15 protein-coding genes are annotated in these 15,458 nt (G+C 63.4%); 7 read left to right on the plus strand and 8 right to left on the minus strand.

The genetic code is table 11. The features are described from left to right. Nucleotides 1-72 precede the first annotated feature (72 nt). The 7 genes from HX818_RS14775 to hflK (HX818_RS14805) all read right to left on the minus strand — a co-directional run bounded on the left by HX818_RS14775 (nt 73) and on the right by hflK (HX818_RS14805) (nt 7,981). Nucleotides 73-858 (minus strand): DNA-binding domain-containing protein, encoded by a 786-nt coding sequence (locus HX818_RS14775; protein ID WP_177020324.1) that lies wholly within the window; start codon nt 856-858, stop codon nt 73-75. Further along, a complete protein-coding gene (locus tag HX818_RS14780; RefSeq protein WP_003213501.1) occupies nt 849-1,694 on the minus strand; it encodes a DUF692 domain-containing protein in 846 nt (281 codons plus the stop codon). The genes HX818_RS14775 and HX818_RS14780 overlap by 10 nt, the downstream gene beginning before the upstream one ends. 66 nt (nt 1,695-1,760) lie before the next feature. Next, nucleotides 1,761-2,012, minus strand: coding sequence for a hypothetical protein (locus HX818_RS14785; protein ID WP_003213503.1), 252 nt, complete (start codon nt 2,010-2,012; stop codon nt 1,761-1,763). A 106-nt stretch (nt 2,013-2,118) separates the two neighbouring features. Next, nucleotides 2,119-4,014, minus strand: coding sequence for a heavy metal translocating P-type ATPase (locus HX818_RS14790; protein ID WP_177020325.1), 1,896 nt, complete (start codon nt 4,012-4,014; stop codon nt 2,119-2,121). Next, entirely contained in the window at nt 4,011-5,045 is a 1,035-nt protein-coding gene (gene hflK, locus HX818_RS14795) for a protease modulator HflK (RefSeq protein ID WP_177020326.1), read from the minus strand. Before hflK (HX818_RS14795) ends, HX818_RS14790 begins: the two co-directional genes overlap by 4 nt. Continuing rightward, nucleotides 5,042-6,040: a protease modulator HflC gene (gene hflC / locus HX818_RS14800; protein WP_161635746.1), complete on the minus strand. Its 999-nt coding sequence runs from the start codon at nt 6,038-6,040 to the stop codon at nt 5,042-5,044. The genes hflK (HX818_RS14795) and hflC overlap by 4 nt, the downstream gene beginning before the upstream one ends. 9 nt (nt 6,041-6,049) lie before the next feature. Next, nucleotides 6,050-7,981, minus strand: a complete 1,932-nt coding sequence (hflK, locus tag HX818_RS14805; protein WP_134327564.1) for a protease modulator HflK — start codon at nt 7,979-7,981, stop codon at nt 6,050-6,052. Between the two features lie 184 nt (nt 7,982-8,165). Between hflK (HX818_RS14805) and HX818_RS14810 the strand changes: the two genes are divergently transcribed. The 6 genes from HX818_RS14810 to HX818_RS14835 are packed head-to-tail and all read left to right on the plus strand — an operon-like array spanning nt 8,166 to nt 13,853. Beyond that, the gene (locus tag HX818_RS14810) at nt 8,166-8,789 is read left to right on the plus strand and encodes a CDP-alcohol phosphatidyltransferase family protein (protein ID WP_003213515.1); all 624 of its coding nucleotides are present in this window, start codon (nt 8,166-8,168) and stop codon (nt 8,787-8,789) included. A 10-nt stretch (nt 8,790-8,799) separates the two neighbouring features. Continuing rightward, nucleotides 8,800-10,554, plus strand: a complete 1,755-nt coding sequence (locus HX818_RS14815) for a bifunctional alpha/beta hydrolase/class I SAM-dependent methyltransferase (RefSeq protein ID WP_177020327.1) — start codon at nt 8,800-8,802, stop codon at nt 10,552-10,554. Nucleotides 10,555-10,557: 3 nt separating this feature from the next. Then, nucleotides 10,558-11,856, plus strand: coding sequence for a phosphatase PAP2/dual specificity phosphatase family protein (locus HX818_RS14820; RefSeq protein WP_102604023.1), 1,299 nt, complete (start codon nt 10,558-10,560; stop codon nt 11,854-11,856). After that, entirely contained in the window at nt 11,846-12,289 is a 444-nt protein-coding gene (locus tag HX818_RS14825; protein ID WP_177020328.1) for a hypothetical protein, read from the plus strand. Before HX818_RS14820 ends, HX818_RS14825 begins: the two co-directional genes overlap by 11 nt. A 9-nt stretch (nt 12,290-12,298) precedes the next feature. Then, nucleotides 12,299-12,919: a 1-acyl-sn-glycerol-3-phosphate acyltransferase gene (locus HX818_RS14830; protein ID WP_177020329.1), complete on the plus strand. Its 621-nt coding sequence runs from the start codon at nt 12,299-12,301 to the stop codon at nt 12,917-12,919. A gap of 1 nt (nt 12,920) precedes the next feature. Beyond that, the gene (locus HX818_RS14835; RefSeq protein WP_177020330.1) at nt 12,921-13,853 is read left to right on the plus strand and encodes a phosphatidate cytidylyltransferase; all 933 of its coding nucleotides are present in this window, start codon (nt 12,921-12,923) and stop codon (nt 13,851-13,853) included. A 301-nt stretch (nt 13,854-14,154) separates the two neighbouring features. On the opposite strand, the gene HX818_RS14840 is transcribed toward HX818_RS14835, so the two are convergent. Next, a complete protein-coding gene (locus HX818_RS14840; RefSeq protein WP_032899927.1) occupies nt 14,155-14,628 on the minus strand; it encodes an Lrp/AsnC family transcriptional regulator in 474 nt (157 codons plus the stop codon). A gap of 145 nt (nt 14,629-14,773) precedes the next feature. Between HX818_RS14840 and HX818_RS14845 the strand changes: the two genes are divergently transcribed. After that, nucleotides 14,774-15,403, plus strand: a complete 630-nt coding sequence (locus tag HX818_RS14845; RefSeq protein WP_102370199.1) for a LysE family translocator — start codon at nt 14,774-14,776, stop codon at nt 15,401-15,403. Nucleotides 15,404-15,458 lie beyond the last annotated feature (55 nt).

Consider the following 15,458-nt stretch of genomic DNA (forward strand, 5'->3'; position numbering starts at 1 on the left):
GTTTCAGACGTCTGAAATGAGGGTAGACCATCCACGGAAAAATTAGCAGGCTATCGAAACAATAGCGCCTTTCTATGGTGCCCGCCGCTGGAGCAAACCCTCCTGGACCCACTGTTTCAGCCAGGTAACCGCTTGCAATGGCGCGCCCTCCTGGTAAGTGACTGCCAACTCGGCACACAGTTCGGAAAAACTCCAACCGTTGGCGACCATGCCTGTCAGCGCGCAGGCTTGCGCCGGTTCCAGGCTGCGGTATTGGCAGACATTCTGATGGCGCCATACCAGACACACCTGCGCCAATGGCAGGGCCTCGCTGCCGGGAAAGTCCCACTCGCCCTTGCTCGCACGCCAGATGCCCAGGCTGTTGAAATCACACAGCACCTGCTGCACCGAGGGCACGAACTGCACCAGCAGCCCGGGCCAGTCCTCGGGCGGCAGCGTTGCCATGTCTTGCAGGGTCAACGGCTCGCCCTGCGGTGCATCAAAGGCCAGGGTGAATGCCCATTCGAGCCGCGCCAGCTCGGCAGGCGCCAAACCTTGCTCGCCATAATGCTCAACGATAAACCCGGGGAACCGCTCGCCAAACCAGCGCAGGCTGTAATGGGCCGAGGGATAACGGCGGGTATAGGCCGAACCCAACGCTGCAAACTCCTCGTCCCCCAGCCAATACCAGACGGCGCTGAAGTCATCGCGCAGCACCTCCTGCAATCGGGCGTGATAAGCGTTGTGGTAAATCGCCAGGCCCGTCTCGACATCCAGGGTCGGACCGCCGATCAAGGTGGCGCTGAAGCTGTTGCTGGCAGTGGAAGACTCGGCCAGCAAATGCCGCTCAAAGGCCAATTGCCAATCGATCAGGCGCATAACGCTCTCCTGTCCAGCGCGCTCGCGCCCAGTTCGCGGGCCTTGTTCAACTCGTCGAGCAGCTCCTGGAAAGGCGGGAAATGGTCATCGCGTTCGAGCAAGGTCGAGACTGGCCCGAGGTGCTCCAGGGTCCGCTGATACAGCGCCCACACCGGATCGCATACCGGATGGTCATGGGTGTCGATCACGTAGTCGCCGTAATCCATATGCCCGGCCAGGTGCAGTTGGCGGATGCTTTCGGGCGGCAGGTTGCGGATAAATTCCCAGGCGTCGAACCCGTGATTGCGCGAGCTGACGTAGACGTTATTCACGTCCAGCAGCAACTGGCAGCCGGTGAGATGGGTCAGGGCGTTGAGAAATTCCCACTCGGTAAACTCATCCGCCTTGGAGCGCACGTAGCTGGAGACGTTTTCCAGCACGAACGGACGCTGCAACACATCCTGCACCTGCCGTACGCGAGCGGCGACGTGGTACAGGCTTTCTTCGGTGTAGGGCAGCGGCAGCAAGTCATGCAACTGGTGCGCGTTGCCACGGCTCCAGCACAGGTGATCGGAAATCCACGCCGGCCGGATGCGCTCGGAGAGCTGCTTGAGTTGTTTCAGGTAATCGGTATCGAGGGCATGGGGCCCGCCGATAGACAGGGACACGCCATGCATCACCAGGGGATAACGCTCGGCTATCGCATCCAGGTAGTACAAGGCCTTGCCGCCCTGCACCAGATAATTCTCGGAGATCACTTCGAACCAATCCACAGCCGGCGATTGTTCAAGGATCTGCTGGTAGTACTCGCTGCGTAAACCCAGGCCGTAACCCAGACTCGGAAGGGAAGCGGACATAAAAACACTCCTGGGGAAAGTGTCCGCAGCGGAGGGAGGCCCGCTGCGGTGGCACTCGGTTGTCGGTTATTCGCCGACTTTGCCGCCTTTCTGATCGCACATCGCCTTGCTCATTGACAGGAAGCCCTGGCCTTTGCAAGAACCCATGCCTTTGCAGGCGTGGTCTTTGGTTTTGCAGTCGTTCTGGCCTTTGCAGGCGTTGACGCCATAGCAATGGACCTGGGCGTCTGCTGCCTGTACCTGAGTGGCAACACCGGCAAACATGCCAGCAGCTGCGATAGCGAGGGCGGCACCAGCAGCAGCGGATTTGATGTTCATTGTGTATTCCTCATGATCGGTAGTGGAGCCGGTCTGAACGGATTGTTCAGTCTCGACATAGCACTAGAGTGAGGTCCCCCCATGGCGTTACAGCGCGACTGAAAAATTATTCCTCGAGTTTCAAGAGCGGCTCCTGGAACCGCAACAGACGCCCCGCATTGCCCAGCACCAGCAGCGTACTGAGGTTGTGCAGCACCGCCGCAATCATCGCGCCCGCCGCGCCCAGCCAGCCAAATGCGGCGAACACCACGATGGCCAGCGTCCAGCCCAGGCCGATGATCACGTTGACCTGCAGCGTGTGCCGGCACTGGCGGCTCAAGCGTACGCACGTGCCCAGGCGCCGCAGGTCGCTGCCGATCAGCACCACGTCCGCCGATGCCAGCGCGATATCCGCCCCGCCCGCGCCCATCGCCACGCCGACCACACCCGCCTTGAGCGCCAACGAATCGTTGATCCCGTCGCCCACCACCATCGGCCGGAAACCGCTGCCGATTTCCCCCAGCACGCGAATGAGTTTGTCCTCCGGCAAAGCCTGGGCTTCGACGTCGCTGATGCCCACTTCCAACGCCAGGCTGTCGGCCACGCTCTGGCGGTCGCCGGTCAGCAGCAGTTGGCGCCCCAGGCCCAATTCACGCAGCTCTTTCATCGCCTGGCGCGCTTCAGGTTTCACGCTGTCCGCCAGCAACAGCCAGGCAAGGAACTGCCCGTTCAACGCAAGCCCGGCAATCGGGCCGTCGTGATTGGGGACCGCCGTGGTCGTGATGCCCAGTTGCTCAAACAATTCCGGCCGGCCGAGGGCGGCTTCGCCCTGCCTGGTCTGCGCGACGACACCGAGGCCCTGGCGCTCGCGAATATCCGACAGCACCAGCATTTGTTCCTGAGTCGCCAGCCCCGCCAATGCCCGGCTGACCGGGTGGCTGCTGGCGGAGCCGAGGCTGGCCGCCAGGTTGAGCAGCACTTGCCGATCCGGCTCGCGGGTGTCGATGGACTGCAAACGCAGGGTGCCAAACGTCAGGGTGCCGGTCTTGTCGACCACCAGGGACGTCAGGTCCGCCAGCTCTTCGAGAAACGCCGAGCTGCGAATCAGAATGCCGTGACGCGCCGCCACCGCAATGCCCGCAATCGCCGTGGCCGGAGCCGACAACACCAAAGCACACGGGCATGCCGCCACCAGCACCGCGAGCATCGCCTGGGCGTCATTGGTGACAAACCAGGTGACCGCCGCCAGCAACAGCACCAGCACCATGTAGCTGCCGGCGTAGCGCTCCAGCAATCGGGTGATCGGCGGCTTCGAACGTTCGGCGCTCTGCATCAGGGCGATGACTTTGCCCAGCGTCGACTCATTGCCGGTGCGGGTCACTTCCAGGCGCAGCAAACCGTCGAGGTTGATCGCGCCACCAAACACCTGCACGCCGACACTCGCTTCCAGCGGCACCGATTCACCGGTAATCGGCGCGGTGTCGAGGCTGGCCTGGCCCGACAGCACCACGCCGTCGGCGGGCACGCGGTCACCGGCGCGCACTTCGACGATATCGCCGGTCTTCAGGACGCCGTTGTCGACTTCCAGGATCGTCCCGTCCGCCTGCACCAACCGTGCGTGGCTACGGGTCAGCTTGCCCAGGGCATGAATCGCTTCCTGGGAGCCGATGACGCTGCGCTCTTCCAGCACATGGCCGAAGATCATGATGATCGGCAGCAGCGCGGCGGTCAGCAGGTCACCGGTAGCCCAGGCGCCAAGCATGGCCAGGGCGATCAGTTGGTCGGTGATGCCATGCAAACTTGGATACCGCAGGCTGTACCAGGCCGAGCGCATCACGGGCACGGCCACCAGCAACGAGGCGACGCCCAGCAGCAATTGGCTCACGCCGGTCTGGTCCGGCGCCAGCCAGCGCCATACCAGGCCCAGGCTGAGCAAGCCCAGGGCGAGCATCGCCAGGGTCAGTTGCCGGGCGGCGCTGCGTTGTTCGGCCGATGAGAGCATCGGGGCGGCGTGGGCGGTCATTGTTCGGCTCCCTGAATGATCAGGCGGGAATCGTCTTTAGGGTCAACCGTGGTCACGGAGCCGGCCTGGCCGAGAATCTTCGGCAGGCGTTCGCGGTACAGGCGCAGCAGCAGGCCGGGGTCTTTGACCTGGGCCAGGCTGGCGACGGTAGCGGTTTGCGCCTGGGCGTTGGACAGCCGTTCGCTGGCCTGGGCGTGAGCCACTTGCACGGCGCGGTCGGCGTCCTGGTTGGCGGTCTGGGTAAGTTTTTCGGCGTCGGTGCGCGCATTGGCCACCGCCTTGTCGGCTTGCTGGCTGGCGGTCAGCACTGCGTTGAAGGCATTGACCGCCGGGCCCGGCAAGCTCGATTGCACGTCGACCCGGGTGACTTCGATGCCCAGGCCAAGGCCGGTGGACGCCAGGTCAGCCAGGCGTTGATTGATGCCGCGCACCAGGTCGCCACGCAGCCGTTCGCGGCGTTCGGCGGCCTGGTTGTCGGCGCCGATCAACTCGGGGCGCGCCACCAGAATCGTGTCCAGATCCCGCGCCGCAGTCAGCACCACGGCGCTGCGGGTGACCAGTCGATCCAGCGCCGGCAGCACGTGATCGCCCTGCAAAACAAACGCATAGGGTTCGGTGACCTTGTAGAAGACCCGCACATCCAGCTGCACCACGCCGGCATCGCCGGTCAGCAGGTAACCGGAGCCGGCCAGGGCATCGCTCAGCGGTGTGGCAAAACTGGCCACGCGATCGGCTTGGGTGGCCGCATCGGAACGCAGCAGGTTTTCCACCCGGCGCTCAATCACCCGGTCCGCGGCGGGCAACAGCACCACTTGCTCGAACGGACGCGGCCAGGCCAGCAGCAGCCCGGCATTCTGGATCCGGTCCAGCGCACCGAAGTGCAACACCACGGCGCGGTTCTGCGGGTCGATCTGGCGCACGTTGGAAAACGCCCACGCCAGCGCGGCCAATACCGTCACCGCATACAGCGCCAGGAACGTCAGCCGTCCAGCCTGGATCCACGGGCTGTCGAGGCTTTCCCGCTCACTCATGGCTGGACATCCTTCGGCCCATCCACCAGCGCGCGGAAAGGCGCGGCATCGGTGCGCAGGATGATCTTGGTGCCCGGCGTGACCACTGTGCCAAGGGTGTCGAGGGAACGCAGCAGGTTATACAGCTGCGGATTGCCGGCGTAGGCACGGCCATAAATCTGCGCCGCTTCGACTCGGGATTGCGCTTCGATGTCGGCGGCTTTCACCGTGGCGTCGGCCTGGACGATCCGCGCATCACGCTCGGCGGCCGAACGAATCTGCGCCGCTTCACGCTTGCCCACGGCGGTTCGTTCCGTGGCGATGGTCTCGCGCTCGGCGCGCATGCGGTCGACGGTGGCGGCGAGGGTCACCGAGGGCAAGGTCAGCCGTTCAACGCCCACCTGCACCACACGCACGCCATAGGTGGTGAGCAATTGTTGATCAATCTGCTGGCGCAACTGCGCTTCAAAATCGGCAATGCGCACCTGGCTGGCATCGGTGTTCACCAGGTTGGCCAGGTCGAAACTGGCGGCAGTGGTTTCCAGCGCCGAACCGACAAAGGTACGAATCTGCCGCGCCGCTTCATCCGGCTGGTTCTGCACCGCACGCATAAAGCGCTGCACGTTGTCGGGATCGCCCTGCACCTGCCAGGCCACGTAGGCCTGCACGATGATCCGCAGGCCATCGCGGGTGCCCACATCCTGCAAACCGCTGGAGGTGGTGCGCAGGCGCAGGTCCACCGGAATCGCCGCCTCGAACGGCGCCGGCCAGCGCCATCCCAGGCCCGGCTCCAGCAATACCCGCGACGGGTTGCCGAAGCGAGTAATCACCGTGGCTTCACCGGAACGCACCTGCACCAGGCTCGCCGCGGCGACCGCGAACAGCACGAGCAATACCGCCCAGCCCATACGCCGCCAGGGGAACGGGCCGGCTTCGTGCTCATCGCCATGATGGTGATGATGGTGGCCGTGGTGGTGACCATGGCCTGCGTGATCGTGAGAATGAGCGCTCAACAGATGAACTCCTTATTGAACGGCTTTACGCGGCACCGCAGGGTCGGCCGGTAAGGTAAAGGAACGCAGATCGATGGTCGGTGCGCCACTGGCGCCCAGGCGATGATCAAGAATGAGTAACTTGGCGTGAGCCAGGCCCTGGCTCAGTTGGCTCAGGTACTGCTCCAGCACGAACGCCTGGCCGGCTTGTTGATAGGCCTTTTGTTCGGCGCTGAAGCGCAGGTCCGCCGCTTGGGCGCCGGCGCTGACTTCATGGGCCGTGGCCTGGGCCTGGTCACGGGCGGTACTGGCTTGCAGCAACGCCTGGTTGGTCTGCTCACTGGCAGCGCCGCGCTCTCGGGAAATCAGCGCCTGGGCGCCGATCTGCGCAGCTTGCACCGCATGGTAGGCATTCGCCGCACCGGAGGGCGGGTGAATGGCTTCCACCACGGTGGCGAGAATTTCCACGCCACTGTCGAGTTTCTTCAGGTCCGCTTGCACCGCCTGGCCAATTTCATCGGCGAGGCTGTTGCGTTCCTCACCCAGCAATTCATCAAGGGTTCGCGAGGCAAACTCGTGGACGAGGATGCGGCTGGCGGTGCTGCGGATCAGCGTGGGCACATCGGCGCTGTTATAGGTAGCGGCGAGTGCGGCCTGGTCGGTCAAGCCGATGCGGTACACGAAGCGCACATCCATATTGACGATCTGGAAGCTCTGCTTGTCGCCGCTGCTGCTGGCGATCACCTGGGATTTGTCATTCACATGGCTGGCGTCCCACAGGCGGTTGGCGATCAGCGGCGCCGGGCCCTCGGCCGGAGCGACGTCGGTGTTTGCCGCTTCGCCAACGCTGGTGGCCAGCTCATGGACCACGCCGTTTTCCACGTTCAGTACGCGACCCAGCGGCCACGGCAAACCGGCATGCAGGCCAGGCCCGAAGACCTCCACCGGCTTGCCAAAGCGTTCATAGATCCCACGGCTTTGCAGGGCGACTTCATGCACGCCGGTCAGCAACCAGCCTACGGCCAGCACCACCACCAGCACTGGCAGGAATGCCCGGCGCATATAGGTGAAGGCCCAGATCTGCCGCAGGTCGATGCCGAAACGGTTGTGCAGTTCGTGCTGCAAGGCGAGCAACGGTTGCGGCGGCCAGCGCAGCATCCCGGCGATAAAACTTTGCGCCATCAGGCGCGGTTCAAGCCGCCCCTGGCGCGGGCTGAACAGCGACAGCAGGCCTCTTAGTAGAAACTCCAGCGCCACCAGGGCCGGCAACAGGCCGATCAACACGGCCAGGCGCAGAGGCCACACGGACTCTTCACCGGCAAACAGCAGACAAATCGCACTGATCACCAGGCAGATAATCGCCACCCGGCTCAGTTGCGCCAGTTGCACCGCTTCCGGCCATTGGGCGGTGCTTTCCTGGGCCATGCGCCGTTCAAACACCAGCAAGCCGAACGCCAGTGCCAAGGCAATGGCGGCGCCCACACTGGCAGCCTGGCCCAGCGCCGCGGCGGGCAAGGTCAAGCTCCAGAATTCCAGAACGCTGAAGAATGCCAGCAACGACCAGCCGCACAGCCAGAACACCGGTGCGCCAATCTGCACCAGCAAGCCGTTACCGACGCGACCGAACTGCCGGTTTAGCCAGCCAGGTTCTTCTTGTGGCAGCGGCGGTTCGATCAGCCGTGCAGCCGGCTCCTCCAGCGCCATGGCCCGCCAATCCGCGACCCACCACGCCGATTGCAAGCCAGCCACCAGCACCAGTAACGCCGAGGCGCAGTTGATCAGCACCACCGGCCAGATCGACAGCGGGGCGAACAGCGCCACAAACAGCGCCAGCATCCAGCCGCCGACCGCCAGCACCGTCAGGCCAATGCCGGCCTGCCTTAACCGGCGGGCATGAAACAACCCCTGCTGAAAACGCGGCAGCCCTTCGATGGCCACGTCATCAGCGTCTAGATCCACTCGCATCCCCAAACGCCCACCCAGAAACAATTAGTTACTCTATAACCCGAAGCGTGAAATTTTTGTTTGGTTTCACACAGATAGTGACGAAAGCCCCAGAAACACGAGCCATCACTGGTTTCAGCGGTGATAAATCGGCACACTCCCCAGAGTTTTTCGCGGGCTTACGGACAAGGAAGCGTCACTCCCCATGATTTCGATCTATCAGCTTAAACCGCGTTTTCAGAACCTGCTGCGCCCGCTGGTGCAGCGCCTCTACGACAACGGCACCACCGCCAACCAGATCACCGTGCTGGCCGGGGTGGTTTCCCTGCTGGTGGGATTGCTGATTGCCGGCTTCGCACAACATGTGTGGCTGTTTGCGCTGATCCCGCTGTGGATGATCCTGCGCATGGCCCTCAATGCCATCGACGGCATGCTCGCCCGGGAATTCGGCCAGCAGTCGCGACTCGGCGCCTACCTCAATGAACTGTGCGACGTGATCGCCGACAGCGCACTGATCCTGCCGTTTGCGCTGATCCCCGAGGTCAGCCTGGCGCCGGTATTGCTGGTGACGCTGCTGGCGGTGTTCAGCGAATACGCCGGCGTGCTCGGGCCGATGGTCGGGGCTTCCCGGCGCTACGACGGCCCGATGGGCAAGAGCGATCGGGCGTTTGTGCTCGGGGTGCTGGCCACCGGCGTGGCGCTGGGTTGGCTGGGTGCCGGTTGGGTCGAAGCGGTGATGTGGCTGGTCGCCGCCTTGCTGGCCTACACCCTGGTCAACCGTGTGCGCCAAGGCTTGAAAGAAGAAACGAACACCTCCCCTTCTGCATAAGGATTTTGCGATGCGTGAACAGCAAGAGCACACCTTCAGCACCCATGACGGGGTGGAGCTTTTCTACCGTCATTGGCCCGCCACCGCACCCGCGGGCTTTGCGCCGCGCAAGGCGATCTTGCTGTTCCATCGCGGCCACGAGCATTCCGGTCGTATCGCCCACCTGGTGGACGAGCTGAACCTGCCGGAGTTCGACTTCTTCGCCTGGGACGCCCGTGGCCACGGCCAATCCCCCGGCGCGCGCGGCGACAGCCCGAGCTTCGCCACCAGTGCGCGGGACGTGCAGACTTTCGTTGACCATATCGGCAGCGCCTACAACATCGAGGAAGAACACCTCGCAGTGATCGCCCAAAGCGTCGGCGCGGTGATCGCGGCCACCTGGGTGCACGACTACGCGCCGAAGATTCGCTCGCTGGTACTCGCCTCCCCCGCATTCAAGGTCAAACTCTACGTGCCCTTCGCCCGGCCGGGCCTGGCGTTGATGCGCAAGTTTCGCGGCAACTTTTTCGTCAACAGCTACGTCAAGGCCAAGTTCCTGAGCCATGACCCGGAGCGCGTGGCGTCCTACGACAGTGATCCGCTGATCACCAAAGCCATCTCGGTGAATGTACTGTTGGGCCTGTACGAAGCGGCCGACAGGGTTGTAGCCGATGCCCAGGCAATTCAGGTACCGACCCAACTGCTGATCTCCGGCTCGGACTTTGTGGTGCACCGCAAACCCCAGCAGCAGTTTTTCGACCGCCTCGGCAGCTTGAAGAAAGAGCTGCACATCCTCCCCGGCTTCTTCCACGACACCCTCGGTGAACGTGACCGCGCCGTGGCCTTGAGCAGCGCCCGGCGCTTTATCCTGCAGAATTTCGAACGCCCGCTGGACCGCGCCAACTTGCTGGACGCCGACAAGATCGGCCTGACCTGCGCCGAATCCGAATCCCTCGCCGCGCCGTTGCCACGCAACTCCCTGCGCGACCTGTACTGGCGCATGACCCGCGCCAGCATGGGCCTGGGCAGCAAACTGTCGGATGGCGTGAAGCTCGGTTTCGACACCGGCTTCGACTCCGGCAGCACCCTGGACTACGTGTACCGCAACAAACCCACCGGCAAAGGCGGGCTGGGGCGGATGATCGACACCAATTACCTGAACTCCATCGGCTGGCGCGGTATTCGTCAGCGCAAGTTGAACGTGGAAGAGCTGCTGCGCCTGGCGATGGCCAAGCTGCGGGACGAGCAGCGGGAAGTGCGCATCGTCGACATCGCCGCCGGGCATGGTCGGTACATTCTGGAAGCCTTGCAGGGCGTTTCGCCGTTGCCGGAATCGATCCTGCTGCGGGACTACAGCGACATCAACGTGCGCGACGGTGGCGCGCTGATTCGTGAAAAAGGGCTGGGGGATATCGCCCAGTTCGTCAAAGGCGATGCGTTTGACCGGGCGGACCTTGCGGCGCTGGAACCCAAGCCGACGCTGGCGGTGGTGTCCGGGCTATATGAACTGTTCGCGGATAACGCGATGGTCGGTGGCTCGCTCGCGGGCTTGGCCGAAGCCGTGGAGCCCGGTGGTTATCTGGTGTACACCGGCCAACCGTGGCATCCGCAACTGGAACTGATCGCCCGCGCCCTCACCAGCCACCGCCAGGGCCAGGCCTGGGTAATGCGCCGGCGCAGCCAGGCGGAAATGGATCAACTGGTGGCAGCCGCCGGTTTCCGCAAGATCACCCAGCGTGTGGATGAGTGGGGGATTTTCAGCGTGTCCCTGGCACAGCGAGCCTGACCCATGCGTGAACCGGGCCTGTTGAAACCGGCGGTGCTGTGGCTGCTGCTGTTGGCGCCGCTGTTTTTCAGCACCTACGGCTTTGCCACGTGGGTCACCAGCCAGCGCAGCGACGTGGGCACGATGGTGTTCGGCTGGGAAACCCATATCCCGTTCTGGGCCTGGACCATCGTGCCCTACTGGTCGATCGACCTGCTCTACGGTTTCTCCCTGCTACTGCCAAGCACCCGCCATGAACTGAAACAACATGCCTTGCGCCTGCTGACGGCCCAAGTGATTGCCGTCACCTGCTTCCTGATCTGGCCCTTGCGTTTCACCTTCGAAAGACCGGAGCTGGACGGCGTGTTTGGCTGGCTGTTTGCGGTACTCGCCGGGTTCGACAAGCCGTTCAACCAGGCGCCGTCGTTGCACATCGCGCTGCTGGTGGTGCTGTGGATAATGTACCAGCGGCATAGCCGGGGCCTGTGGCGTTGGCTGGTGCAGGGCTGGTTCGCGTTGATCGGCCTTTCGGTGCTGACCACTTATCAACATCACTTTATTGACTTACCCACAGGCGCCCTCGCCGGCTGGCTGTGCGTGTGGCTATGGCCGCTGGAACATCCGAGCCCGCTGCTGAATGCCCAGCTGACCAGGGACCGCCAGCGTTGGCGCCTGGGGCTGCGCTATGGCTTCGGGTCGCTGGTGTGTTTGATCCTGGCGCTTTCCCTTGGCGGCGGCTGGTTGTGGCTGCTTTGGCCGGCGGTATCCCTTGGCTTGATGAAGGCGAATTACCTGGTACTGGGCGTTTCGGGATTTCAGAAACGCGCCGACGGACGACTCACTCCGGCGGCGCGCTGGTTGTTGGCGCCTTATCTGGTGGCCGCCTGGATCAATTCCCGCCTGTGGACACGTAGACATCCACAGCCCGATCAGGTTGTGGATAACGTTTGGCTGGGGCGAATTCCCACCAGCGGTGAGCTGGGATCATTCAAGGCGGTGGTCGATCTGTGCGCCGAATTGCCGATTAATCCACAGGGTCGCGCCTACTACAGCCTGCCAGTGCTCGACCTGACGGCGCCCACTGCAGCGCAATGCGTGGAAGCCGCCCAAGCGATAGAGCGGCTACGCTCAGCCGGACCCTTGCTGGTGTGCTGCGCCCTCGGTTACTCACGCAGCGCCACCGCCGTGGCTGCATGGCTGCTGCATACCGGGCGCGCAGGCAATGTCGACGAGGCGGTGGCTATTATTCGTACAGCACGCCCACGTGTGGTCCTGCATTCCGCGCACCGTGAAGCCCTGGAGGGTTTAGCCCATGCCCGCTGATATGGAATTACAGGTCATCGCCAGCCTGCTGCGGCGGGGCCGTTCCCTGGATCAGTTATCCACAGGCCTGACCTTGCTCGGCGTACTGTTCGGCCTCGCTCAACTGCTGATGGCCAGCATCACGCCGGTCTGCCTGATCCTCAGCCTGTGGATGATTGTGCTCGGGCTGCTGGAAAAATATTGGGCGCTGCGGGTGGCCTTCGACGCCGACCTGTTCGCCCTGCTCGCCCGCGACACCGACCGCACGCCCGACTTCGACCAGGCCATGCAAACCCTTGGCCTGCAATCCGCCAAACGCGCAGGCCGCCCCTGGACCGAGCGCCGTCGCGGCGCCCTGAAACTGTTGCGCAAGCAAGCCTACCTGCTGGCGGCGCAAGTGCTGCTGACCGTGGCCGTCATCCTGGCCAGCCCCTGGCTGCCCTTCGCCGGATAAGGAATCCTCATGTTCGAACCCGTGGTCGCCACCCTGATTACCTCCATGGCCCGCACCGTCACCGGCGCCCGCAGCCTGTGGCTTGGCTGCGCGCCGGTGCCGGTGCAACGCATCTACTACGCCAACCACAGCAGCCACGGCGATTTCGTGCTGCTGTGGGCCTCGTTGCCGCAGAACCTGCGTAAATTCACCCGCCCGGTGGCCGGCAGCGACTACTGGAACACCAGCGCCCTGCGCCGCTACATCATCAACCGGGTGTTCAACGGCGTGCTGATCGACCGCGAGCGCAAGGACCCTGTGGATAACCCTCTGGCGCCGATGCTTCAGGCCCTGGAAAACGGCGACTCGCTGATCATCTTTCCCGAGGGCACGCGCAACCTGGAAGACGGCCTGTTGCCGTTCAAAAGCGGGCTGTATCACCTGGCCAAGAGTTATCCACAAGTCGAATTGATCCCGGTGTGGATCGCCAACCTCAACCGGGTCATGCCCAAGGGCCGTGTGCTGCCGCTGCCCTTGCTGTGCACCACCAGCTTCGGCGCACCGCTGCAACTGGAGGACGGCGAAGACAAGGCGCTGTTCCTCGCCCGCACCCGCGACGCCTTGCTCGCCCTTGCCCCGGAGCATTCCTGAGATGGATAGCCAAACCCTGATGTTGTTCGGCGGGATCGGCGCGATCCTCGTGCTCGCCTCGCTGATCGGCCTGATCCTCAAACTGCGCACCCGTGGCACACCCAACGCGGTGATCGACAACCTCAACGCCCGCATCAACGCCTGGTGGGTGATGGTGGTGGTGATCGACATTGCGTTCTGGCTCGGCACCGGCGCGGTGATCCTGCTGTTTTACGCCGTGTCGTTCTATGCCCTGCGGGAATTCCTCACGCTGACACCCACCCGGCGCAGCGATTACCCGGCGCTGGTGGCGGCCTTCTACCTGGCGCTGCCGCTGCAATACCTGCTGATCTACTTCGACTGGTACGGGCTGTTCTCGATCTTCATCCCGGTGTACGTGTTCCTGCTGCTGCCGATCCTCGCGTCACTGGGCGGCGACAGCACGCACTTCCTGGAACGGGCGTCGAAGGTGCAATGGGGGCTGATGATCGCGGTGTTCTGTGTGTCCTTCGTGCCGGCGCTGCTGACCCTGGATATCGTCGGCTACGAAGGCCGCAACCTGCTGCTGATTGCCTACCTGGTGATCGTGGTGCAACTGTCGGACGTGTTGCAGTACGTGTGCGGGAAGCTGTTCGGCAAACACAAGATCGCGCCCAACTTGTCGCCGTCTAAAACCGTGGAAGGGTTTGTCGGCGGGATTCTGCTGTCATCCCTGATCGGCGCGGCGCTGTGGTGGACCACGCCGTTCAATCCCTGGCAGTCGTTCCTGATTGCGCTGCTGATCAACCTGCTGGGGTTTGCGGGCGGGATTGTGATGTCGGCGATCAAGCGCGACCGGGGCGTGAAGGATTGGGGGCACATGATCGAAGGGCACGGCGGGATGCTGGATCGGCTGGATTCGGTGTGTTTTGCCGCGCCGATCTTCTTTCATCTCGTGCGCTACTGGTGGACCTGACGACCACCTCCCTCCCCAAATCCACACAACCCCAGTGGCGAGGGAGCTTGCTCCCGCTGGAGTGCGCAGCGCTCCCAGGATTTTGGGGCAGCTACGCAGCCCAGCGGGAGCAAGCTCCCTCGCCACAACAAGCGTCCTTACCACAATAAGAAATCACCAGCCGGGAAGATGCCCCCGGCGTCATTATCTGATCGTTCCCACGCTCTGCGTGGGAATGCATCCGGTGACGCTCCGCGTCACGACTTTTAAAGCGAACGCGGAGCGTCCAGGGCGGCATTCCCACGCGGAGCGTGGGAACGATCTAGCCGGGAAGGTGACTCAGCGGCAATGCCCCGGGCGTCTTCACCGTCTGAATCGCGAAGTTACTGCGGATATCACTCACCCCCGGCAACTTCAACAAGCTCCCGGTCAGGAACCGTTCATACCCGCGCAAGTCCGGCACCACCACTTGCAGCAGGAAATCCGACTCCCCCGACACCAGAAACGCCGAAATCACCTGGGGCAGCGCCGTCACCGCCAACCGAAACGCCTCCGCCTGCTCGTCGTTATGCCGCTCCACTTTCACCCCGACAAACACCGTCAGCCCCAACCCGACTTCATCCCGGTCCAGGCTTGCCTGGTAACCACGAATCACCCCGGCCTCTTCCAGCAGCCGCACACGCCGCAAGCAGGGCGAGGCCGACAGGCCAATCTCGTCCGCCAGTTGCACGTTGCTCAGCCGGCCATCCCGTTGCAGGGCTTCAAGAATCTTGCGGTCAAATGCGTCCAGCTTCAGATTTGGCATAAGTGAAATGTTTCGCCCGAAAAAAGTGGCAGATTGTGCCAGGACTAGACGCTTTTCCGGCTGACTACGCAAGCACCTGCCCCGGCCTTCACCCCTAAAATTGCCCTACGAATCACCTACCGCAAGGGGCAGGCACATGGCAGAACTCTGGTTGTTTTTAGTCGCGTTGGCAGTGGTGTACCTGCTGCCCGGCCCGGACATGATCCTGCTGCTGCAAACCGGCGCCCGCCAGGGCAAGGCGATGGCACTGGCAACCGCAGGCGGCTTGGGCCTGGCGCGAGCTTGCCACGTGGCGCTGGCGGGGATGGGCCTGGCGACCCTGTTCAAGGTCGCACCCTGGACCTTCGATGTGGTGCGCCTGGGCGGTGCGGCATATCTGCTGTGGATCGGCGTGCAGTGCCTGCGCTCAAACCTGCTGCCCAACCTGAACGCCGAGCACAGCACGACGCCGGCGCATGCCTGGCGCGAAGCCTTCCAGCGGGGTTTGCTGACCAACCTGCTCAACCCCAAGGCGCTGCTGTTCTGCTCCGTGCTGCTGCCGCAATTCATTGATCCACATGGCGCATCGGTGACGGCGCAGTTTGCGCTGTTGGGGGCGATTCTGGTGGCGGTCGGCCTGGGATTCGACAGTTGCTATGGATTGGCCGGCGCAAGAATCGGCCGCTGGCTGGAACGCAGCCCGTCCGCCCAGCGCCTTCAGCAATGGCTGTTTGGCAGTCTTTTGATCGGTTTTGCGATACGCCTCACCTTCGTACAGCAAGCCTGAGCTTTGCGGCGCATTTGCCGTCATCTTTTGTATCAAAGAGACGTGTAAGATACGC

It is taken from the genome of Pseudomonas sp. F9001, assembly GCF_013385435.1.
Taxonomy (GTDB): Bacteria; Pseudomonadota; Gammaproteobacteria; order Pseudomonadales; family Pseudomonadaceae; genus Aquipseudomonas.